12 protein-coding genes are annotated in these 20,869 nt (G+C 73.3%); 6 read left to right on the top strand and 6 right to left on the bottom strand.

Annotated features, from left to right (window positions below; all coding sequences use genetic code 11):
• The first annotated feature begins 25 nt into the window (after positions 1-25).
• Both RE421_RS12170 and RE421_RS12165 read left to right on the top strand, forming a co-directional pair.
• Positions 26-2,146 carry a DNA topoisomerase IV subunit B gene (locus RE421_RS12170; RefSeq protein ID WP_309810245.1) on the top strand — a complete coding sequence of 707 codons (2,121 nt, stop codon included), beginning with the start codon at positions 26-28 and terminating at the stop codon, positions 2,144-2,146.
• On the top strand, positions 2,127-2,795 hold the full coding sequence (locus RE421_RS12165; protein ID WP_309810241.1) for a class I SAM-dependent methyltransferase: 669 nt from the start codon (positions 2,127-2,129) through the stop codon (positions 2,793-2,795). The genes RE421_RS12170 and RE421_RS12165 overlap by 20 nt, the downstream gene beginning before the upstream one ends.
• Here RE421_RS12165 and RE421_RS12160 read toward each other — a convergent pair.
• From RE421_RS12160 to RE421_RS12140, 5 genes are all read right to left on the bottom strand, one after another.
• Positions 2,792-3,787, bottom strand: coding sequence for an NAD-dependent epimerase/dehydratase family protein (locus RE421_RS12160; RefSeq protein WP_309810238.1), 996 nt, complete (start codon positions 3,785-3,787; stop codon positions 2,792-2,794). The two genes, RE421_RS12165 and RE421_RS12160, sit on opposite strands and share 4 nt — an antisense overlap.
• Positions 3,784-6,555, bottom strand: coding sequence for an alpha/beta fold hydrolase (locus RE421_RS12155; RefSeq protein WP_396134493.1), 2,772 nt, complete (start codon positions 6,553-6,555; stop codon positions 3,784-3,786). The genes RE421_RS12160 and RE421_RS12155 overlap by 4 nt, the downstream gene beginning before the upstream one ends.
• A complete protein-coding gene (locus tag RE421_RS12150) occupies positions 6,552-7,574 on the bottom strand; it encodes a 3-oxoacyl-ACP synthase III (protein WP_309810236.1) in 1,023 nt (340 codons plus the stop codon). Before RE421_RS12150 ends, RE421_RS12155 begins: the two co-directional genes overlap by 4 nt.
• A 183-nt stretch (positions 7,575-7,757) precedes the next feature.
• Positions 7,758-8,750, bottom strand: a complete 993-nt coding sequence (locus tag RE421_RS12145; protein WP_309810230.1) for a M56 family metallopeptidase — start codon at positions 8,748-8,750, stop codon at positions 7,758-7,760.
• A gap of 29 nt (positions 8,751-8,779) precedes the next feature.
• A complete protein-coding gene (locus tag RE421_RS12140) occupies positions 8,780-9,118 on the bottom strand; it encodes a BlaI/MecI/CopY family transcriptional regulator (protein ID WP_309810227.1) in 339 nt (112 codons plus the stop codon).
• Positions 9,119-9,256: 138 nt separating this feature from the next.
• Here RE421_RS12140 and RE421_RS12135 point away from each other — a divergent pair, with 138 nt between their 5' ends.
• The 3 genes from RE421_RS12135 (at position 9,257) to cydC (ending at position 15,443) form a co-directional block, all read left to right on the top strand.
• Positions 9,257-10,876 carry a cytochrome ubiquinol oxidase subunit I gene (locus RE421_RS12135; protein ID WP_309810224.1) on the top strand — a complete coding sequence of 540 codons (1,620 nt, stop codon included), beginning with the start codon at positions 9,257-9,259 and terminating at the stop codon, positions 10,874-10,876.
• Positions 10,877-10,887: 11 nt separating this feature from the next.
• Complete coding sequence (cydB, locus tag RE421_RS12130; protein ID WP_309810221.1) at positions 10,888-11,925, top strand: cytochrome d ubiquinol oxidase subunit II; 1,038 nt, start codon at positions 10,888-10,890, stop codon at positions 11,923-11,925.
• A gap of 161 nt (positions 11,926-12,086) precedes the next feature.
• Positions 12,087-15,443 (top strand): thiol reductant ABC exporter subunit CydC, encoded by a 3,357-nt coding sequence (gene cydC / locus RE421_RS12125; RefSeq protein WP_309810218.1) that lies wholly within the window; start codon positions 12,087-12,089, stop codon positions 15,441-15,443.
• Here the strand turns inward: cydC and RE421_RS12120 are convergent.
• Positions 15,430-18,090: a DNA topoisomerase IV subunit A gene (locus tag RE421_RS12120; RefSeq protein ID WP_309810215.1), complete on the bottom strand. Its 2,661-nt coding sequence runs from the start codon at positions 18,088-18,090 to the stop codon at positions 15,430-15,432. The two genes, cydC and RE421_RS12120, sit on opposite strands and share 14 nt — an antisense overlap.
• 51 nt (positions 18,091-18,141) lie before the next feature.
• Between RE421_RS12120 and RE421_RS12115 the strand changes: the two genes are divergently transcribed.
• Positions 18,142-20,865: a GNAT family N-acetyltransferase gene (locus RE421_RS12115; RefSeq protein ID WP_309810212.1), complete on the top strand. Its 2,724-nt coding sequence runs from the start codon at positions 18,142-18,144 to the stop codon at positions 20,863-20,865.
• Positions 20,866-20,869 lie beyond the last annotated feature (4 nt).

The raw sequence follows: 20,869 nt of genomic DNA, 5'->3' as shown, positions 1-20,869 counted from the left end.
CCGCCCAGGCACGTAAGGCAGATGCATGTCCAGCAGCAGTGAGTACAACGCCCGGCACCTCTCCGTGCTGGAAGGCCTCGAGGCCGTGCGCAAGAGGCCCGGGATGTACATCGGGTCCACCGATTCACGCGGGCTGATGCACTGCCTGTGGGAGATCATCGACAACTCCGTGGACGAGGCCCTGGGAGGCTTCGGCCAGTCGATCGCCGTGACCCTGCACGCCGGGGGCGCCGTCGAGGTGGAGGACAACGGCCGGGGCATCCCCGTGGACATCGAGCCGAGGACCGGCCTGTCCGGCGTCGAGGTGGTCTTCACGAAGCTGCACGCCGGCGGCAAGTTCGGCGGCGGATCCTACGGTGCCTCCGGCGGACTGCACGGCGTGGGGGCCTCCGTGGTCAACGCGCTGTCCTCACGGCTGGACGTGCAGGTGTTCCGCGGCGGCAAGATCCACCAGCTGTCCTTCCACCGGGGGGAGCCCGGCCAGTTCCGGGACACCGGGGCCGTCGCCCGGCCGGACGCCCCGTTCACCCCCTCGGCCAACCAGTCGCCCATGGAGATCGTCGGCAAGGCCAAGCGGGGCCAGACCGGAACCCGGGTCCGCTACTGGGCGGACGAGCAGATCTTCACCCCGGACGCCAAGTTCTCCTATGAGGACCTGCAGCAGCGGGCGCGCCAGACGGCCTACCTGATCCCGGGGCTGAAGATCACCCTGCGGGACGAGCGCCGGCTGCCGAACACGCCGGGGGAGGCCGGGCCGTACGAGGAGGTCTTCCACTATGACGGCGGCATCTCCGAGTTCGTGGACCACCTCTCCTCCGTCAGCCCGGTGACGGACGTGTGGCGGCTGCAGGGCGCAGGGACCTTCACCGAGCGCGTCCCCGTGCTGGGGGAGGACGGCCGCTCGGCCATGCAGGACGTGGAACGCGAGTGCGCGGTGGACATCGCGCTGCGCTGGGACGTCGGCTATGACACCCACCTGCGCTCCTTCGTGAACATCATCGCCACCCCGAAGGGCGGCACCCACCAGGCCGGCTTCGAGCAGTCCGTGCTGAAGACCTTCCGCAAGACCGTGGAGGCCAATGCCCGCAAGCTCAAGGCGGGCAACGACAAGCTGGAGAAGGACGACGTGCTGGCCGGGATGACGGCCGTGCTGACCGTGCGCCTGGCCGAGCCGCAGTTCGAGGGCCAGACCAAGGAGGTGCTGGGCACTTCGGCGGTCCGCCAGATCGTCGCCAGGGTGGTCGAGCAGCAGCTCGGGGCGATCTTCAAGTCGACCAAGAAGCACGAGAAGACCCAGGTCTCGGTGCTGCTGGAGAAGGTCGTCGCGGAGATGAAGTCCCGCATCTCGGCCCGGACCCACAAGGAGAACCAGCGGCGCAAGAACGCGCTGGAGACCTCCACCATGCCGGCCAAGCTCGCGGACTGCCGGTCCACGGACGTGGCCTCCTCCGAGCTGTTCATCGTGGAGGGCGACTCGGCCCTCGGCACGGCCAAGCTGGCCCGTTCCTCGGACTTCCAGGCGCTGTTCCCGATCCGCGGCAAGATCCTCAACGTGCAGAAGGCCTCCGTGGGGGACATGCTCTCCAACGCCGAGTGTGCGGCCCTGATCCAGGTGGTCGGCGGCGGTGCGGGCCGCAGTTTCGACCTCTCAGCGGCGCGCTACGGCAAGGTCATCCTCATGACGGACGCGGATGTGGACGGCGCGCACATCCGCACCCTGCTGCTCACCCTGTTCTTCCGCTACATGCGGCCGATGGTGGAGGAGGGCCGCGTCTTCGCGGCCGTGCCCCCGCTGCACCGGGTCGAGGTCATCCACTCCGGTGCGAAGCCCAACGAGGTGGTCTACACCTATTCCGAGCAGGAGCTGCACCGGCTGCTGACGCGACTGGAGCAGGACGGCAAGAACTACAAGGAGCCGATCCAGCGGTACAAAGGCCTGGGCGAGATGGACGCCGACCAGCTGGCGGACACCACCATGGACCCGCGCCAGCGCATGCTGCGCCGCGTCACCATCCCCGAGGCCGAGGAGGCACTGCAGCGGGCCGAGCACGTCTTCGACCTGCTGATGGGCTCCAACGTGGCCCCACGCAAGGACTTCATCATCTCCGGCGCCCAGGACCTGGACCTTGAGCGCATTGACACCTGATCCGCCCCCGCCAGGCACGCCCCCCGCCGGCCAGCCCGGCTACGACGCGCTGGCCGAGCTCTACGACCGCACCTTCCCGGGACCGTGGCAGCGTCCACTCGACCGGCACGCGGTGGACGCCTTCGCGGACGGGCTGCCGCGCGGCGGGACCATCCTCGACCTGGGCTGCGGGACGGGGCACGTGACCGTGGAGCTGGCCTTCCGGGGCTTCCACACGATCGGGGTGGACCCCTCGGCCAGGATGCTGCAGATCGCCCGGAAGCGCTATCCGCGGCGCACGTGGATCGCCGGGGATGCGCGCTACCCTGCCGCGGAGGCGGCGGTGCGCGAGGCCGGGCCCGTCAGCGGGATCCTGGCCCGGTTCAGCCTGATCCACGTCCCGCCGGAGGAGCTCCCGGCCGTGCTGGAGTCGTGGGCGGCGCACACGGAGCCGGGCTGCCACGTGCTGCTCTCGTTCCAGGCCCTGCTGGAACCGGAGCTGGATGTCGAGGAGTTCCCGCACGTCGTCGCCCCGGCCTGGCGCTGGAACCCCTCCTCGCTGGCCAGGGCCCTGGACGAGGCCGGCTTCGGCGAGAGGTGGCGGGTGATCGTCTGTCCTGACGACGAGCACCCGTATCCCGAGTGCCACCTCTGTGCCGTGCGGGCCTAAGTGCTGTAGTGCGCCGCGAGCAGTTCGAGGCCCCGGTCGATCGAGACCGCCGGCGTCCAGCCCAGGGCCTCGCGGGTGCGCCGCTGGTCGAACCAATGGGCCGTGGACAGCTGCTCGGCCAGGAACCGCGTCAGCGGGGGCTCGTCGCCGCCGCGCCCGAAGCCACCGGCCTCCCAGAGGCGCTCGATCACGCCGCCGGCCGCTCGGGCCGGCCCCGCCGGGATCCGCAGCCGGGGTTCGGGGGCGCCGCCGGCCCGGCTGAGCCCGCGGACCAGTTCGCCGACCGGCCGGGGCTCCCCGTTGGTCACCACGAGCGCCTCGCCGTGCACCCGGTCCACCGCGTCCACGGCGGCCACCACCGCGTCCACGGCGTTCTGCGTGTACAGGCTGTCGATGAGGGCGGCGGAGGGACCCAGCAGCGGCATGCGCCCGGCGCGGGCCCGCTCGATGATCCGCTCGGTCAGCTGGGTGTCCCCGGGACCCCACATCAGGTGCGGCCGCAGCACGAGCACGCGCAGATCCTCCGCATCGGCCGCCAGGGCCAGCAACTCGCCGGCGGCCTTGGTCCGCGCGTAGTGTCCGCGCGCCCGCGCCGGGTCGGCGGGCCCGGCGCCGTCCCCGACGATCGAGGTGCCGGCGTGGGCCACCGACGGGGAGGACAGGTGCACGAACCGCTCCACGCCGGCGCGGCGGGCCGCCTCCAGCACGAGCGCGGTCCCGGCGACGTTGACCTGTTCGTAGTCCTCGGCCGGTCCGGACACGGAGACCTTCGCGGCCACGTGCACGACCGTGTTCCGCCCGGCCATGGCCCGGGCCACGGCCTCGGGGTCGGTCACCGAGCCGGTCACGTCCCGCGCACCCGGCACCGCCGCCGGACGGCGCTGCAGGGTCACGACGTCGGCCCCCTCGGCTACCAGCCGGCGCGCCACCCCGGCGCCGAGCAGGCCCGAGGCCCCGGTGACCAGCACCCGCTGGCCGTGCCGGGCGCTCACGGCCGGCCGACCCTACCGCCGGACAACACGCCCTCGGCCCAGGCGGCCAGCCGGGTGCGGTCGATCTTCGAGTTGTGGCGGATGTCCACGGGCACCCGGTCCGTCACGAGCACGGCGGCCACGGGGACCGGCGCGGCGGCGCGCCGGACCGCGTCCGTCAGGTCGGTGGGGGCCAGTCCCGGGCGCGGCATCCGCGCCCCGGGGTGCGGGGCGGCCTCCACCACGGCGACCACGGCCTGCGTGCCCTGCGGCCCCACGCCCACCACGGCGGAGCGGGACACCGCCGGGAGGGTGTCGATGCGGGCCTCGGGGCCGCCGGGGGCCACCGGGCCCTCCGGGGTGGTGACCACGTGCTGCAGCCGCCCCTCGATCCAGAGCCGGCCCGCGGCGTCGAGGTGCCCCACGTCCTGGGTGCGGTGCCAGGTCGCCCCGTCGTGGGTGTCCCGCTTGCTGCGGGAGTCCGTCCGCCAGAGCCGGTCATAGCCGGCCTTCTGGTGCGGCGCCGAGATGACCACCTCGCCGAGGACCCCGGCGGCCTCCGGGCCCTCGAGGAGGGTCTCCGCCGACGCGCCGTCCGCGCCCAGGGGGGCGACGGCCAGGCGCACGGGGCCGACGGCCCGGCCCACGCAGACCCCGTCGTCGATCGCCGGCTCGCCGGTGTCCCGCGTCTCGGGGTCGTCGAGGTCCTGGACCGTCTGTCCGTCGATGTCCGCCAGCAGCAGCGCCTCCGTCATGCCATAGGGCGAGTGGAACTGCGCGTGGGGCAGCAGCGCGGTCACCTGGCGCATGAGGTGCGGGTGGACGGGGGCTCCGGCGGAGAGCACCAGCCCGATCCGTCCGAGCTCCGCCCGGTCCTGCCCGGTGAGCCGGTCCGCGGTCGCCACCACGTTGCGCAGCGCCGCGGGGGAGGCGAACAGGATGGTGGCCCCTCCGGCCCGGGTGGCCTCGGCCACGGCCGTGGCGGTGAGGCTCGCCGGCCGGGTCACGGACATGTCCGGGGTGATCGAGGTGGCGCCGATGGCCGGGCCCAGCAGGGCGAAGGGGGCGAAGCCGGCGAGCAGGGAGGAGCCCGGGCGGACGTCGAAGACGTCCCGCAGCAGTCCGGCCAGGGCCGCGAGCCGCCCGTGCGTGTACAGCACGCCCTTGGCCGGCCCCGTGGAGCCGGAGGTGTAGAGGATGGCCGCCGGGTCGTCAGGGGCTGGGGCGCCGGTGAAGCGCTGACCGTCGTGGGCCAGGGCCATCCGGTACAGGCTGTCCTGGACCCCGAGCGCCCGGGCCAGCGGGGCCGGCAGCGTCTGGACGGACAGCCGCCGGCCCGGCCAGTTCTGTGAGCGGGCCACGGCCAACCCGGGGACCTGGCCGATCACCCAGTCGGGGCGGGCCGCCCGCACGGCGCGGGTCATGCCGGCGATGCCGAGCCCGGCATCGGCCACCACCACGACGGCCCCGATCTTCAGGGCCGCGTAGAGCGCCGCGGTGAGGTCGCGGCCCGGGGTGACCATCATCGAGATCCGGTCCCCGGGGCGCACCCCGTGGTCCGCCAGGCCCGTGGCGATGGCGTCCACGACGGCGGCCAGCCGGTCCCAGCCCAGCGGCGTCCGGTCCGGTCCGGCCATGTCCACCAGGGCCGGCTCGGGACGGCCCCGCCAGTCATCGAGGAAGGACCACAGGGGCCGGTTCCCGGCGGCGTCCCAGCCGCCGCGATCGGCACGCTCCGCCACCGCGGCGGCCCGGTCCCGGGCCTCGCCCCGCAGGAGCTGCCCGGCCCAGGCCAGGATCGGCTCGGCGACGTCCACGTCCTCGGCCAGCAGGTGCCCGGCCGTCTCGAAGCGGTGCAGGTCGGCCTGCGGCAGCCGCTGCAGCAGGTCTGCCAGGTAGGTGTCGAGGAACACCGGGTCCCTCGGCCCCCACAGCAGCAGCGCGGGCTTGCCGAAGCCGGCCAGGGCGGAGGACGCCCGCTGCAGCTCGGGGTGGGAGGCGTGGTGCGGGCCCACGGGGATGTCCGCCACGAAGCCGCCGATGCCACCGCGGCGGGCCGCCGATCCGTAGGGCGCGTGGTAGGCGGCCTTGAGCTCGGGCGCCAAAGGTGGGTGGCCGAGGGCGGTGGTGACCCGCAGGAACGCGTCGGTCAGCACCGTGGAACCGGGCAGCAGCGGTCCGGCCAGTGCAGCCCGCAGGGGGGCGGGCAACGCCGCGGAGGTTCGGTGGTGCACGGCCGTGTTCAGGCTCATCGCCCCCGCCACGAGCTCCTCGTTCCGTCCGGCCCAGCCCAGGGAGACCACGCCGCCCCAGTCGTGCCCGAGGGTCAGCAGGGGGTGGCCGGAGCGGGCGGCGGTGTCCAGTCCGAGGGCGGAGACGAGGGCATCGAGGTCAGTGAGCCGGCCGCCCAGGGTGCGGTAGCCGGCGTCGTCCAATCCGTCCGGGCGCGGCAGGACCGGGTGGGCGAGGCGCTCGGAGAAGCCCATGTCCAGCTGGTCCGGGGCGACCAGCCGCCAGACGGGACCGCCGGCGCGGGCCTGCTCCACGGTGGCCTGCGCGAGGGAGCGCCACAGGTAGGACCAGGTGGGGTTCCCGTGGACGGCCAGGATGGTGCCGTCCGGCTCCAGGCCGTCCTCGGCGAGCACCGCCGCGGTGTCCAGCACGTGCAGGGTGCGGGTGCCGTCGGCCGTCCGGATCGGCACGAGCCGGCTCCAGCCGGGGTCCCAGCCGGGCAGCGGGACGGCGGCGGACGCGGCGGGCAGGGTGGCGGGGGCGGCCGGGATCCTCACCAGGCGAGCTCCAGCATGGCGGTGTTCAGGCCGGAGCCGACGCCCATGCACAACACCTTGTCGCCGGCCGACAGCGTGTCCGCCTCGCGGGCCAGCGTGATGGGGAGGGAGGCCGGCCCCACGTTGCCGAGCTCGGGGTACGTGACCGGGAACAGGGCGGGGTCCAGCCCCGCCGCCTCGGTGATGGAATCGGTGTGCAGGCGGGAGACCTGGTGGGTGACATAGCGGTCCATGGAGGACCAGCACCAGTCCGCCGGGACCTCGTTCCAGGCGTCCATGACGAGCTCGAGCCCGTCCTTGAGCAGGGCGGAGGAGTCCGTGAACATGCCCTTGTGGTCGCCCACGCACAGGTCGTGGTGATCCGTCCCGGCGCGCGTGATGCCCCGGACGATGCGGTGGCCCTCCGGGTGCCGGTCCGTGCGGCCGATCACGGCGGCGGCGGCGCCGGAGCCGAGGGTCAGCGAGGCGAACTGCTCCATGAAGGAGGCACGGTCCACGTCCTCGGCCTTGAGGTTCTCCAGGGTGGCCTGCTGGACTTTGACCGAGTCCTCGCCGGCCACCACGATCGCGTAGTCGATCTGGCCGGCGTCGATCATCGAGGACGCCAGGGTCATGCCATTGACGAAGCCCAGGCAGGCGTTGGTGATGTCGAAGTTCGTGGCGGACGTGGGCAGGCCCATCTCATGGTGGATCCGCACCGCCACGGAGGGCTCGAGGGTCTCCCGGGTGACGGAGGTGTTGACCATGAGCCCGATCTGCCCGGGCTGCACCCCCGCCTGCTGCAGGGCCCGGCGGCCGGCCTCGGCGGCACCCTCCTGGAAGTGGCCGGGGTGCTCCCAGTTCCGGCGGGCCGTCACCCCCGCCACGCGCGGCAGCAGACCCTTGGGCAGGCGCAGGCGCTTCAACACCGGGGCCAGCTCCTCGTCGATCTGCGCACTCGTCACGGTGACAGGTGCCAGCACTTCCGTCACGGAGAGGAGGGAAGCATTGGAGTGGCGGAAGATCGCATTGCCTTGCACTATGGGGCCTGGTCCGTTCGTGGGGGTCGATGGGGTACACGGGTTCGCGAGGGGCGGGGCGGGGCCCGCAGACACCGCCAACGACCCAGCTTATCGAAACCCGGCCGATGGCACGCCGGGTGTCGGCTGGGAGGCGCCTGAAAGGCTGCCGGGGGTCACCGGCCGCAGGGACGTGCGCCCGGCTCAGGGCCACAGCAGCAGTCCCAGGGGGAAGGCGGCCAGGCACAGGGCGGCGAGGATGACGGCCACGCGGGCCGGGGCGGGCAGCGGATCGGCGGGGGACAGCAGCCGGTACAGGCGCAGGGTCAGCGGCACCGAGCCGTCGTCCTGGATGTTGGGCGGGCGGCCGGCGGGATCGGCGGACGCCTCGGCGCGGGGGGTCTCCGGGGCGCCGGCCTCGCCGGTCAGCACGATGGCCCGGATCAGGTCCTGCCGGCCGTGGGCGGCCAGGGCGGCGTCGTCCGCCAGCATCTCGGTGAGTCCGGCCACGGTCCGTTGGGCGATCGCCGTGGTCGGCAGCCAGGCCACGGCCCGGTGCCACGCCTCGAAGGCGAGGCGCAGCAGGTCGTGGCGTTGGCGCAGGTGGGCCCGCTCGTGGGTGACGACGGCGGCCACCTCACCGGCGGAGAGCTGCTCCAGCAGGCCGCGGGAGAGGACCGTCAGGGAGCCGGTCAGGCCGGGCAGGCAATAGGCCAGCGGCACGTCGTGGGGCAGCACCCGGGTGGGCGTCCCGGCGGTCCGCTCCGCCAGCCGACTGCGTTCCGAGGGTGGCGCGGCCAGCAGTTCCACCATCTGGCGGTGCCGGCGGCGCTGCGCCACGGTCTTCACGGCGGTGACCGCCAGGGTCAGCACGAGGTGGGCGAAGAGCGCCAGCGCGAGGGTGGCCGCGGCGATCCGGGTGGGCAGCCAGGGGTCCTGCTCCAGCCGGGGGATCCAGGAGCCGTCGGCCAGGGCGGTGACGAAGGACGGTGCGGCCTCCACCACCGTGTCCCCGAAGGGGGCCAGTCCCCACAGCAGGGGGAAGCCGATGAGGGAGAGCCCGCCGGCCAGGGCCACGGCCTGCCACAGGACCATCGCGGCGGCCGGTGCGCGGCGGACCCAGCGGGCGCGTCCGAGCAGGACCGGAACCGGCCAGGCCAGGATCACGGCCAGCGCGGCGAGCAGCAGGACGGTCACCCCTGGAGTCTAGGTGCTGGGCCCCGGGGTCAGGAGTCGAGCAGGCGGCGCACCGCGGCCGCCTCGTCGGGGCCGATGCCGCCGATGAAGCGGGCCAGGACGGCCTCTCGGTCCGGGACGGAGCCCAGGACGTCGTTCAGGAGGCCGACGGTGTGCTCCTCGCGGGACGAGGCGGCGGCGTAGCGGTGGGGGCGCCGTCCGCCGTCGCGGCGGACCAGGCCCTTCTTCTCCAGCCGGGACAGCACGGTCAGGACCGTGGTCACGGCCAGGTCTCCGGCGAGGGCGTCCCGGACGTCATTGGCGGTGTGCGCCCCCGGCTGGTCCCACAGCAGGTCCATCACGGACCGTTCCAAATCTCCCAGTGCCATGGGTGCCTCCCTGTTGCCGATGATGTTCGCCACATGCGCCTTCCGTGGACTCACCTTATTCTACAGGACGTAGAACTTGAGGCTAGGCTGTCTTCTACACGCTGTAGAACTCGTGGTCTCGGCAGGGAAGGCAAGCGCATGGATCCCTTGGATATCGCCCGGTGGCAGTTCGGCATCACCACCGTGTACCACTTCATGATGGTGCCGCTGACCATCGGCCTCGGCCTCGTGGTGGCCACCCTGCAGACCATGTGGCACCGGACGGGCCGCGAGGAGTACCTGCGGATGACGAAGTTCTGGGGCAAGCTCTTCCTCATCAACTTCATCATGGGCGTGGCCACGGGGATCGTCCAGGAGTTCCAGTTCGGCATGGCGTGGTCCGAGTACTCCCGCTTCGTCGGCGACGTCTTCGGGGCACCCCTGGCCATGGAGGCCCTCGTGGCGTTCTTCATGGAGTCCGTCTTCCTGGGCCTGTGGATCTTCGGGTGGAAGCGGCTGCCGGCCAGGGTGCACCTCGCGGCCATCTGGTGCGCGGTCATCGGCTCCGTGTTCTCGGCCTACTTCATCCTGGCCGCCAACGCGTGGATGCAGCATCCCGTCGGCGTCGAGATGGTGGACGGCCGTCCCGTGATGAACGACATCTGGGCCGTGCTGACCAACAACACCCTGCTCGTGCACTTCCCCCACACCCTGGCCGGCGCCCTGTCCGTGGCCGGCAGCTTCCTGCTGGGCATCGCCTGGTTCCACCTGTGGAAGCGGCGGCGGGACGGCATCGACACCGTGTCGGCCGACGGCTCCGTGGTGGTCGGCACCACCGGGTCCAAGGGCCGGGACGAGACCGACTACCGGGTCTGGTACCGGTCCCTGCGCTGGGGCGCGTGGATCGCGCTCGTCGCCTTCCTCGGCACCGCCTTCACCGGCCACGCCCAGGCCCAGCTGATGATCCACCAGCAGCCCCTGAAGATGGCGGCGGCCGAGGCGGCCTGCCACGACGGGACGGCCTTCTCCGTGCTCTCCGTGGCCAACCCGCGCACCGAGGGCGCCACCGACTGCGACGACGTGGTGGGGGTCTTCGAGATCCCGGGCCTGCTGTCCTTCCTGGCCCACAACGACTTCACCACCGACGTGGCCGGCGTGAACACCCTGATCCCGCAGTACCAGGAGGCCTACGGCACCCACCTGCCGGACGACCCGATGTACGGCGAGCGCGCCGGCCAGGAGATCGACTACCTTCCGGTCATGGAGGTCACCTACTGGGGCTTCCGCATCATGATCACCTTCGGCGGACTGGCGGCGCTGGCGGCGGCGATCGCCCTGTGGGTGACCCGCCGGGGCACCGTCCCGAACTCCCGGCCACTGATGCGCCTGGCCGTGCTCGGCATCCTGGCCCCCTTCGGCGCCAACGCGGCGGGCTGGATCTTCACGGAGATGGGACGCCAGCCCTTCGTGGTGGTCCCCAACCCGGACCCCACCGGGATCGACCAGGTCTGGATGTACACGGCCGCGGCCGTCTCCCCGGGCGTCGGTGCCGGGGAACTGCTGTTCTCGCTGATCGCCCTGACCACCGTCTACGCCGTGCTGATGGTCGTGGAGGTCGTCCTGCTGACCCGCTACGTCAAGGGTGGCGTCCCGGCCGGGATGCCGGAGCTCACGGCGGGCGAACACGACGACCACGACGAAGACCACGGGCCCGACGGCGGCCCGGGCGGCCCGGATGCCCGCCGGGACGATGCCGACGTGCTCGCCTTCGCCTACTAAGGAGTCCTGTCATGACCCCTGAGATGACCACCGAGTTCCTCCCGACCCTCTGGTTCGCCCTGGTGGCGGTGCTGTGGACGGGCTACCTGTTCCTCGACGGCTTCGACCTCGGCGTCGGCATGCTGATGAGGGGCTGGGCCCGCAACGAGAGCCGGCGCCGCGTCCTGCTGAACACCATCGGCCCGGTGTGGGACGGCAACGAGGTGTGGCTGATCACGGCCGCCGGCGCCACCTTCGCCGCCTTCCCGCTGTGGTACGCCGCCCTGTTCGCCGGCCTGTACATCCCGCTGACCGTCGCGCTGCTGGCGCTGATCCTGCGCGCGGTCTCCATCGAGTACCGGGGCAAGTCCCGGACGGCCCGCACCCGGGACGTGTGGGACTGGTGCCTGGCCGGCGGCTCGGCGGTGGCCGCCTTCAGCGTGGGCCTGCTGCTCGCCGTCTGCACCACCGGACTGCCGCTGAACGCCAACGGCGACCGCGTGGGCGGCCCGTTCGCCTGGCTCACGGGGGAGGGGATCCTCGGCGGGTTCGCCGTGGTCGGGTTCGCGCTGGCCATGGGCTGGGCCTACCTCGGGCTGAAGACCGACGGCGCCCCCCGGCAGGCCGCGCACCGCCACCTCACCCGGTGGTTGCCGCTGTACCTGCTGCCGATGGGCGCCTGGGCCGTGGTGGTGGTCTCCCGCGACGGCGGCCTGATCCCTTGGGCCCTGCTCGCGATGGCCCTGGGGGCCGCCCTCGGCGCCTGGACCGCGGCCCGGAGTCGGCGCGAGGGCTGGACCTTCGTGGCCCTGGGCGCCTCCCTCGTGGCGGGGGCCGCCGGCATCTTCCTGGCCGTGTTCCCCGTGGTGCTGCCCTCCACCCTGGACCCGGCCTTCCACCTCACGGCCCAGAACGCCTCCTCCTCGCCCTACACCCTGACCGTGATGTCCTGGGTCGCGGTGGTGTTCGTGCCGCTCATCCTGGCCTACTCCGCCTACGTGTACTGGGTGTTCCGGCGCCGGCTCGCGGAGACCCACATCCCTGAGTCCCATGTGGTGACGCCGCTCTGAGACCCGAACTCCCCACCTCCCGCTCCGGCCGGGCCGCCCTGGCCGTCCTGGCCCTGCTGGCCGGCCTCAAGGCCGCCGGCTGGATCCTGCTGGCCACCGGGCTGGCCCGCGGCCTGGCCTGGCTGGCGCAGCGGCTCCCGGCGCCCGAGAGCGCCAACCTCGTGGGGCTGCTGTTCAACCCGGACCCGGCCGCCTACGACCCGGTGGCCCACGGACTGACCTCGGCGCTGGCCGGGTCAACCCTCGCCTCGGCCGCCGCCCTGGGCCTGGCCGGCGTGGTGGCCCGTGCCGTGGCCACCTGGGGACAGCAGGTGTTCGCCCGCCGCGCCGCCCTGGGCGCCAAGGAGGAGCTGCGGCACCGGCTGGTGGCCCACCGGCTGGCCGCCGCCGGCGCCGGCTCGGAGACGGCCGGGGAGGACTCCGTGCTGGCCTCCACCGGACTCGACGGACTGGACAAGTACTTCACGCAGTACCTGCCCGCCCTGCTGACCGCCGCGATCATGCCGCTGGTCCTGGGCCTGTGGATCCTGGGTCACGACTGGGTCTCGGCGCTCGTGCTGGCCCTGACCCTGCCGCTTATCCCCGTCTTCATGATCCTCATCGGCCAGTACACCGAGGACCGCGTGGAGCAGGCCGCGGCCGGGCTGGACCGGCTCTCCCACCACGTGCTGGAGCTGGCCCGCGGGCTGCCCGTGCTCGTGGGCCTGCGCCGGGCCGGGACCCAGCGCCAGGCACTCGCCGGGGTCTCGGAGCGGTACCGCACCACCACCATGACCACCCTGCGGACGGCCTTCATGTCCGGCTTCGCCCTCGAACTCATCAGCACCCTGTCCGTGGCCGTGGTGGCCGTCTTCATCGGGGTGCGCCTCGTCTACGGCGAACTGGACCTGTACACCGGCCTGCTCGTGCTCACCCTGGCCCCCGAGGTCTACCTGCCCTTCCGGGAGATCGGCTCCGCCCACCACGCCTCCGAGGACGGGGTGGAAGCCCTGCGCCGCGCCCGCGCCGAGACGGAGCGGGCGGTGCCCGCGGCGCTGGCCGAGGCCCTGACCCCGGCCGGCGGTGCATCGGCGTGCGGCACCGACCGCGTGCGGGTGCGCGAGTTGACCGTCTCCTACCGGGACCCCGAGGGCGGGACGTCCGGCGCCGCCGTCGGGCCCCTGGACCTGGACCTGGCACCGGGGGAGCTGACCGTGCTCGGCGGACCCAGCGGGACCGGCAAGACCACGGCGCTCGCCGCGCTCGCCGGCCTCCTGCGGGCGGGCGAGGCCGGCTTCTCAGGCCAGGTGTCCGGCCTGGTGGGACGGCCCGTGGCCTGGCTCGGGCAGCACCCCTCCTTCAGCGAGCCCACGGTCCGCGACGAGCTCGCGCTGTACGCGGAGGCCGCCGGCTCGACCGGAACGGCAGGCACGGCAGGCACGGCAGCCACCGAGGCGGCGCTCGCGGCCTGCGGCCTGTCCGGTGTCCAGGCGCGCCACCCGGATGAGCTCAGTCCCGGGGAACGACGCCGGCTCGGTGCGGCCCGCGTGCTGGTGCGCCTCATGGCGGCGCCCGGATCCGAGGCCGATCCCGCCTGGCTCGTGGTGCTCGATGAGCCGACCGCGCACCTGGACGACGGCAACGCCGAACGGATCCGCGAGGTGATCGGGCGGCTGCGCTCCGGCCGGCTGCCGGACGGCCAGCCGGTCCGGGCCCTGCTGCTGGTGGCCTCCCACGACCGGGCGCTGCAGGCCGTGGGGGACACGGTCCTCGGCGCCACCGCCCCCACCCTCGCCTCCGCCCCCGTACCCTCGCCCCCGTCCGAGACCAAGCCCAAGGCCAAGACCACTTTGCGGGCAGAGATCACTAGTGATCTCTGCCCGCAAAGTGAGGAAGCCGGGGGTGGCCGGTGGCGGGAGCTGCGGGGCTGGCTGCGGCTGCTGCCGCTGACCGAGCGGCGGTTCATCACCGGCGTGCTCTGGGCCGCGGCCGCGACCCTGGCGGCGGCGCTGCTGTCCGCCCTGTCCGGCTGGCTGATCGTGCAGGCGGCCTACCAGCCACCCGTGCTGTACCTGCTGTCCGTCATCGTCATGGTGCGCTTCTTCGGGATCGGCCGGGCGCTGTTCCGCTACCTCGAACGGTTGGACACCCATGACGCGGTGCTGGGCTGGGCCAACCGGATCCGGCTGCGGCTCTGGGACGCGCTGGGCGCCCGGGCGGCCGGCTGGGGACGGCTGACCCGCTCCGGCGGGGCCCTGTCCGTGCTGGTGGCGGACGTGGACGAGCTGCGCGACGCCGTCCCCCGGGTGATCGTGCCGATCCCCGCCGCCGTGCTCAGCTGGCTGGTCACGGTGCTGATCGTGGTCCTGATGGCCCCCGTGGCCTGGTGGCCCGCCGTGGTGGCGGGGCTGGCCGGCCTGGTGCTGGTGCCGCTGGTGGTGGCCGCCGCGGACCGCAACACCACGCGGGCCCTGACCGACCACCGGACCGGGCTGCTCCAGCGCACCTCCGCCCTGTTCGCCGCCGCGCCGGACCTCGCCGGCAACGGGGCCGCCACCCTCGCCGCGGACCGCTTCGCCGCCGCCGACCGGGACGCCCACCGGCCCCTGAAGCGTCAGTCCGCGGCCGCCGGGCTGGGCCAGGCGCTCACCTCACTGCTCTCCGGCTGGGCCGCCGTGCAGACGCTCGTGCTGTGCTTCCAGCACGGCGTGACCGCCCCCGTCACCGCCATGCTCGTGTTCCTGATGCTGGCCCTGGCCGAGCCCCTCGGGCTCCACGGGACCGCCTGCCAGGAGGCGGCCGTGCTGCGGCGCCAGCTGGCCAAGACCGCGCCGCTGCTCACGGCGGGGGAGTCTCCCGTTCCCGCTCCCGGCTTCGCCGCTCCCGCCTCGACCTCCGGAGCGGGCGCCGTCACGGGATTCGAGCTGTCCGGCGCGGCCGTGCGGTACCCGGGCACGGAGCGGGACGTCTTCACGGGCCTGGACCTGGCCGTGGAGCGCGGCGAGTTCGCCGTGGTCACCGGCCCCTCGGGGTCCGGGAAGTCCACCCTGCTGGCCGTGCTGCTGGGCTTCCTGCCCCTGCGGCACGGCAGCTACTCCCTCCGGGCGGCCCCGGGCGCCGTGGCCTGGTGCCCTCAGGACGCCTACCTGTTCGACTCCACGCTCCGGTCCAACCTCACCCTGGCGCGGGAGCCGCAGGACCGTCCCACCGACGCGGAACTAGCCGAGGCGCTGGAGCTCGTGGGGCTGGGGGACTGGCTGCGCGCGGCGCCCCGCGGACTGGACACCCGCATCGGCCCGGCCGGGCACTTCCTCTCCGGCGGCCAGCGTCAGCGGGTGGCCGTGGCCCGCGCGCTGCTGGCCCGGGCCGGCGTCGTGCTCCTGGACGAGCCCACCGCGCACCTGGGGGCGGACGAGGCCGCCGCGCTGGTCGCGGACCTGAGGACCGCCCTGGCGGAGCGGACCGCCGTCATGGTCACCCACGACCGCCGCTTCGCCGCCGCGGGGGCGGTCCACCTGGAGCTGCTCAGTCCCCGGTGATCACGGCGTCAGAGCCGTCGTCGAAGGGGTTGGCATCCGGGGGTGCCTCGGCCAGGCCGCGCGGCGCGGGGGACGGGGAGTCGGCCGCATCGGCCGCGTCGGCTGCGTTGGCCGGGGCCGGTGAGGCCCCGGCGCCGATCGCCTCCACCAGCTGGTCCATGGCCAGCCCTGAGCCGTCCCGGCTGCCGAACTCGGCGGGCAGGGGGCGGGCCACGCCGCCGGCCGAGGCGCCGAGCGCGGGCTGGGGCCCCGCCCAGGCCAGCTGCAGCTCCGTCTCGCCCTTGAGCAGCCGGTGGGCGCGCACGCCCGCGGTGGCGCGCCCCTTGGCCGGGTACTCGGCCAGGGGCGTCTTCTTCATGGAGCCCGGGACGGTCCCCGGCAGCGTGTCCTCGCCGGCGGTCACGGTCACGACGACGGCCCGGTCGCCCTCCGCGGCCGGGACGGCGGAGAACGCGATGACGCCGTCCCCGGCGGCGACCTTGACACCGGCCATCCCGCCGGCCGTGCGGCCCTGCGGGCGCACCAGCGCTGCGGCGTAGCGCAGCAGCTGCCCTCTGCGGGTGATGAAGACCAGCTCGTCCTCGTCGGCGGCCGGCCCGGCGCCGACCACCTCGTCGCCGTCCTTCAGGGAGATGGCGTCGAAGTCGTCACGGTTCAGCGGCCAGTCCGGGGTGACCCGCTTGACCACGCCGTTCCGGGTGCCCAGGGCCAGCACGGCGCCCAGGGGCACGAGGGCCACGAGGGACTCCCCGCGCTGCAGGGTGAGGAAGTCCTTCACCTTGACCCCGGCGGCGAGGTTCGGGGTGGGGGAGGCGTCCGGCAGGGCGGGGATGTCCACGACCTGCACGCGCTGGATGCGCCCGGAGGAGGTGAGGGCGCCGATCTCCCCGCGCGCCGTCGTCGGGACCACGGAGCGGTAGGCGTCATGGCGTTGGCGGCGGCCGGCCGTGGCCAGCGGCGTGCCATCGGCCGTGCGGGCCAGCTGGCCCGAGGTCGTGAGCACCACGAAGCACGGGGTGTCCGGCACCATGAGGCCGTCCGCCCCGCCCGTCCCGGGCAGCACGGCCTGGGAGGCTCCGCCGCGGCCGGCGGCCGGGGACGCGCCCGCCGTGGCGCTCACGGGGGCGAGGTTCTCCGATTCGAGCAGCACGGTGCGGCGGTCGTCGCCGTACTCGTCGGCAACGTCCGCCAGCTCACCGGAGACGAGGTCGCGCAGCCGCTGGTCCGAGGAGAGGATCGCCTCCAGCTCCTCGATGGCCCGCTGCAGCTCATCCCGCTCCGTCTCCAGGTCGATCCGGGAGAACTTCGTCAGCTGGCGCAGGCGCAGCTCGAGGATGTGATTGGCCTGGATCTCGGTCAGGTCGAAAACGCCCATGAGCCGGGTGCGGGCTGCCGCCGTGTCATCCGAGGTGCGGATGATCTGGATGACCTCGTCGATGTCCACGAGGGCCAGCAGCAGGCCCTCGACCAGGTGCAGGCGGTCCTTCTTCCGGTTCAACCGGTGGGTGCTGCGCCGGCGGACCACCTCCAGCCGGTGGTCCACGTAGACCCGGAGCAGGTCCACCAGCCCGAGGGTGCGCGGCTGGCCGTCCACCAGGGCCACGTTGTTGATGCCGAAGGACTCCTCCAGCGGCGTGGTCTTGTACAGCTGGGCCAGCACGCCCTGCGGGTTGAACCCGCTCTTGAGCTCGATGACGAGCTTCAGCCCGTTCTTGCGGTCGGTCAGGTCGAGGACGTCCGCGATCCCGGTGAGCTTCTTGGCGTTGACGGCGTCCTTGACCTTCTCGATCACCTTCTCCGGACCCACGCCGTAGGGCAGCTCGGTGACCACGAGCCCCGTCTTGCGGGCCGTCACCTGCTCCACGGCGACCTTGGCGCGCATCTTGAAGGAACCGCGCCCGGTCCCGTAGGCGTCGCGCACCCCGTCCAGGCCGACGATGCGGCCGCCCGAGGGCAGGTCCGGTCCGGGCACGTGCTCCATGAGCTCGGCGAGGGTGGCCTCGGGGTGCTCCAGCAGGTGCCGTGCCGCCGAGATCACCTCCCGCAGGTTGTGGGGGGCCATGTTGGTGGCCATGCCGACCGCAATACCGGAAGCGCCGTTGACGAGCAGGTTGGGGAAGGCGGCCGGCAGCACGGCCGGCTGGGTGAACTGGTTGTCGTAGTTCGGGACGAAGTCCACCACGTCCTCGTCCAGCGAGGTCGTCATGGCCAGGGCGGCCGGGGCGAGCCGGGCCTCCGTGTAACGCGGGGCGGCGGGGCCGTCGTCGAGGGAGCCGAAGTTGCCGTGCCCGTCCACGAGCGGCAGGCGCTGGGAGAACGGCTGCGCCAGGCGCACCATGGCGTCGTAGATGGCGGTGTCCCCGTGGGGGTGCAGCTTGCCCATCACCTCGCCCACCACGCGGGCGGACTTCACGTGCCCGCGGTCCGGGCGCAGCCCCATCTGGCTCATCATGTACAGGATCCGCCGCTGGACGGGCTTCATGCCGTCCCGGGCGTCCGGCAGGGCCCGCGAGTAGATCACCGAGTAGGCGTACTCGAGGAAGGAGGTCTCCATCTCCGAGGAGACGTCGATGTCCACGATGTTCTCCTGCTCCAGCGGGATCGCCTGGGTCGCCGGGGCGGAGGATTTCTTGGGGGTACGGGCCATGGGTCTGCTGGGGGTCCTTGCTGGCGGGCGGGAATTGTCTACTGTGATCCTATGGGTGAGACGCCGCATTCCCTCGAATATCCGGCCTACTGGGAAGCCGATGTCGTCCTGAGGGACGGCACCACGGCACATCTGCGCCCGGTCAGACCCGAGGACTCCGAGGGCCTGGCCCGGATGCACGAGTCCCAGTCGCAGAGTTCCATCTACCTGCGGTTCTTCACGTTCAAGTCCTCCCTGTCCCGCAAGGAGCTGGAGCGGTTCACGCACGTGGACTACCGCGACCGGGTGGCGTTCGTGGTGCTGCTCGGGGCGGAGATCCTGGGGATCGGCCGCTACGACCGGCTGGACGACCCCCTGGAGGCCGAGGTGGCGTTCAACATCTCGGACGCCTCCCAGGGCAAGGGCATCGGCTCCATCCTCATGGAGCACCTGGCCGTGGCGGCCCGCGAGAACGGCATCCGCCGGTTCACCGCCGAGGTGCTGCCGGAGAACCGCAAGATGCTCTCCGTGTTCCAGGAGTCCGGTTTCGAGGTCTCCCGCCACTTCGACGACGGCGTGGTGGCCGTGGCCTTCTCCATCGATCCCACCGCCAAGGTCCGGGCCGTGATGGAGTCCCGTGAGCACCGCGCCGAGGCGAGGTCCGTGGCCGAGCTGCTCGCCCCGGAGTCGGTGGCCGTCATCGGTGCCAGCCGGCAGTGGGGCTCCGTGGGCTTCGCCCTGCTGCAGAACATCATCGAGGGAGGCTTCACGGGTCCGGTGTACGGCATCAACCCCGAGGCCCTGGAGGTGGCGGGGATGATCTCCCGGGGCACCCTGGCCGAGGTGCCGGGGCCGGTGGACCTCGCCGTCATCGCCGTGCCGGCGGCCGAGGTCCCGGCCGTGGTGGAGGACTGTGCCCGCCACGGGGTCAAGGGCCTGCTGGTGGTCACCACCGGATACGCCGACGCCGGCCAGGACGGCCTGGTGCGCCAGCGCGCCCTGGTGCGCCAGGCCAGGGCCAACGGCATGCGGGTGATCGGCCCGGCCTCGGCGGGCCTGGTCAACACGGCGCCGGAGGTCAGCCTCAACGCCTCGGTCTCGCCGTTCCTGCCGTCGCGCGGGCCGGTGGGGCTGTTCTCCCAGTCGGCGGTGATCGGGGTGACCCTGTTCGCGGCCGCCCACCGCCGGGGCATCGGCCTGTCCTCCATGCTCTCGGCCGGCAACCGCGCGGATGTCTCCGGCAACGACGCGATGCAGTACTTCGAGGACGACGCCGCCACGGCCGCCGTGGGGGTCTACCTCGAGTCCTTCGGCAATCCGCGCAAGTTCTCCCGCATCGCCCGGCGGCTGTCCCGGTCCAAGCCGGTGGTGGTGGCGCGATCGGACGTGATGGGCCGCCGGTTGCCGCCCGGGCACGAGACCCGCACCACGCAGGCACCGGTCGGGGCGGTCGACTCCATGCTGGAGCAGACCGGCGTCATCCAGGTCGAGAACCACGACGACCTCATGGACCTGATGCAGCTGGTCTCCTGCCAGCCGCTGCCGGCCGGGTCCCGGGTGGGCGTGGTGGGCAACTCCCTGGCCCTGAACCGCGTGGTGATGGACGCCACCGAACGGCACGGCCTGACGGTGGCGCACACGCAGTTCGTCCCGGACCTGGACGCCGAGCACACGGTGGACGAGGCCGTGCACGCGGTGGGCCGGGCCGTCACCGCGGCGATCGACACTGGCGAGGTGGACGCGCTGCTGGTGGTCACCCAGGCCGGCATGCACCAGCAGTCCGGGGACGCCGACCGGCTGGCGGCCGCGATCGAGGAGGCCTCGCGGGAGCGTGACGTCACCGTCCTGGCCTCCCTGACCGGGGTCCTGGACCTGGGCTACCGCTCCACCACCCTCCGCGGGTCCGGGCCGGCCGCCGGGGACGGCGGACTCCAGCGCGGCGTCCCCGTGTTCTCCTCCCCGGAGCAGGCCGCCCGGGTGCTGTCGCGGCTGGTCTGGTACTGCCGCTGGCGCGAGGCGGAGGCGGGCGTGCCCGTGGAGCCGGAGGGCATCGACCGCGGCCGCGCCGAGGACCTGATCGAGCGGCACACCTCCCGCGCCGAGGGAACGGATCTCGTCCGGCTCACCGCCGCGGAGTCGGAGGAGCTGCTGGGGTGCTACGGCATCCGGGTGCTGCCCGCCGTCCGCTTCAGCACCGAGGACGAGGCGGTGCGGGCGGCCGAGCAGCTCGGCTGGCCGGTGGCGGTCAAGGCCGTGGAGAGCTATCTGCGGCACCGCCTGGACCTGGGCGGGGTGCGGTTGAACATCGTGGACGCCGAGTCCCTGCGGCGCAACGTGGCCCAGATGCGCCGCGTGCTGGAGCCCTACGGCAGCCCGGACCTCGAGGTGCAGTCCATGGCCCGCCCCGGTCAGGCCTGCACCATCACGGCCCTCGAGGATCCGCTGCTGGGCCCGGTCGTGTCCTTCGGGATCGCCGGGGACGCCGTGGACCTGCTGGACGACTGGGTGCACCGGGTGCCGCCGCTGACCAACCAGGACCTGGACCGGATGATCCGCGCCCCGCGGGCCTCGGCCAAGCTCTTCGGCTACGGGGGGCTGCCCTCCGTGGACACCGGGGCCCTGCAGGACCTGCTGTCCCGGGTGGCCGCCCTGAAGGACGACCACCCGCAGGTGGCCCGGCTCCGGTTCAACCCCGTGCTGGCCTCGGACCGGGGGGTCACGGTGCTCTCGGTGGAGGTGGACGTGGCCAACGCGGCCCAGCGGACGGACTCCGCCCGCCGGGCCATGCGCGATTGACGGG

The sequence above is a fragment of the Citricoccus sp. I39-566 genome, assembly GCF_031432995.1.
GTDB classification, from domain to species: domain Bacteria; phylum Actinomycetota; class Actinomycetes; order Actinomycetales; family Micrococcaceae; genus Citricoccus; species Citricoccus nitrophenolicus_A.
Note: the sequence above shows the minus strand (reverse complement) of the source record. Positions and strands in the feature narration are given on the sequence as shown.

What these genes read in the sequence shown, in the direction of transcription:
- RE421_RS12170 (WP_309810245.1), top strand. Translation starts at nt 26, where the DNA reads ATGTCCAGCAGCAGTGAGTACAACGCCCGGCACCTCTCCGTGCTGGAA.
- RE421_RS12140 (WP_309810227.1), bottom strand. Translation starts at nt 9,118, where the DNA reads ATGGCACTGGGAGATTTGGAACGGTCCGTGATGGACCTGCTGTGGGAC.
- RE421_RS12135 (WP_309810224.1), top strand. Translation starts at nt 9,257, where the DNA reads ATGGATCCCTTGGATATCGCCCGGTGGCAGTTCGGCATCACCACCGTG.
- cydB (WP_309810221.1), top strand. Translation starts at nt 10,888, where the DNA reads ATGACCCCTGAGATGACCACCGAGTTCCTCCCGACCCTCTGGTTCGCC.
- RE421_RS12120 (WP_309810215.1), bottom strand. Translation starts at nt 18,090, where the DNA reads ATGGCCCGTACCCCCAAGAAATCCTCCGCCCCGGCGACCCAGGCGATC.
- RE421_RS12115 (WP_309810212.1), top strand. Translation starts at nt 18,142, where the DNA reads ATGGGTGAGACGCCGCATTCCCTCGAATATCCGGCCTACTGGGAAGCC.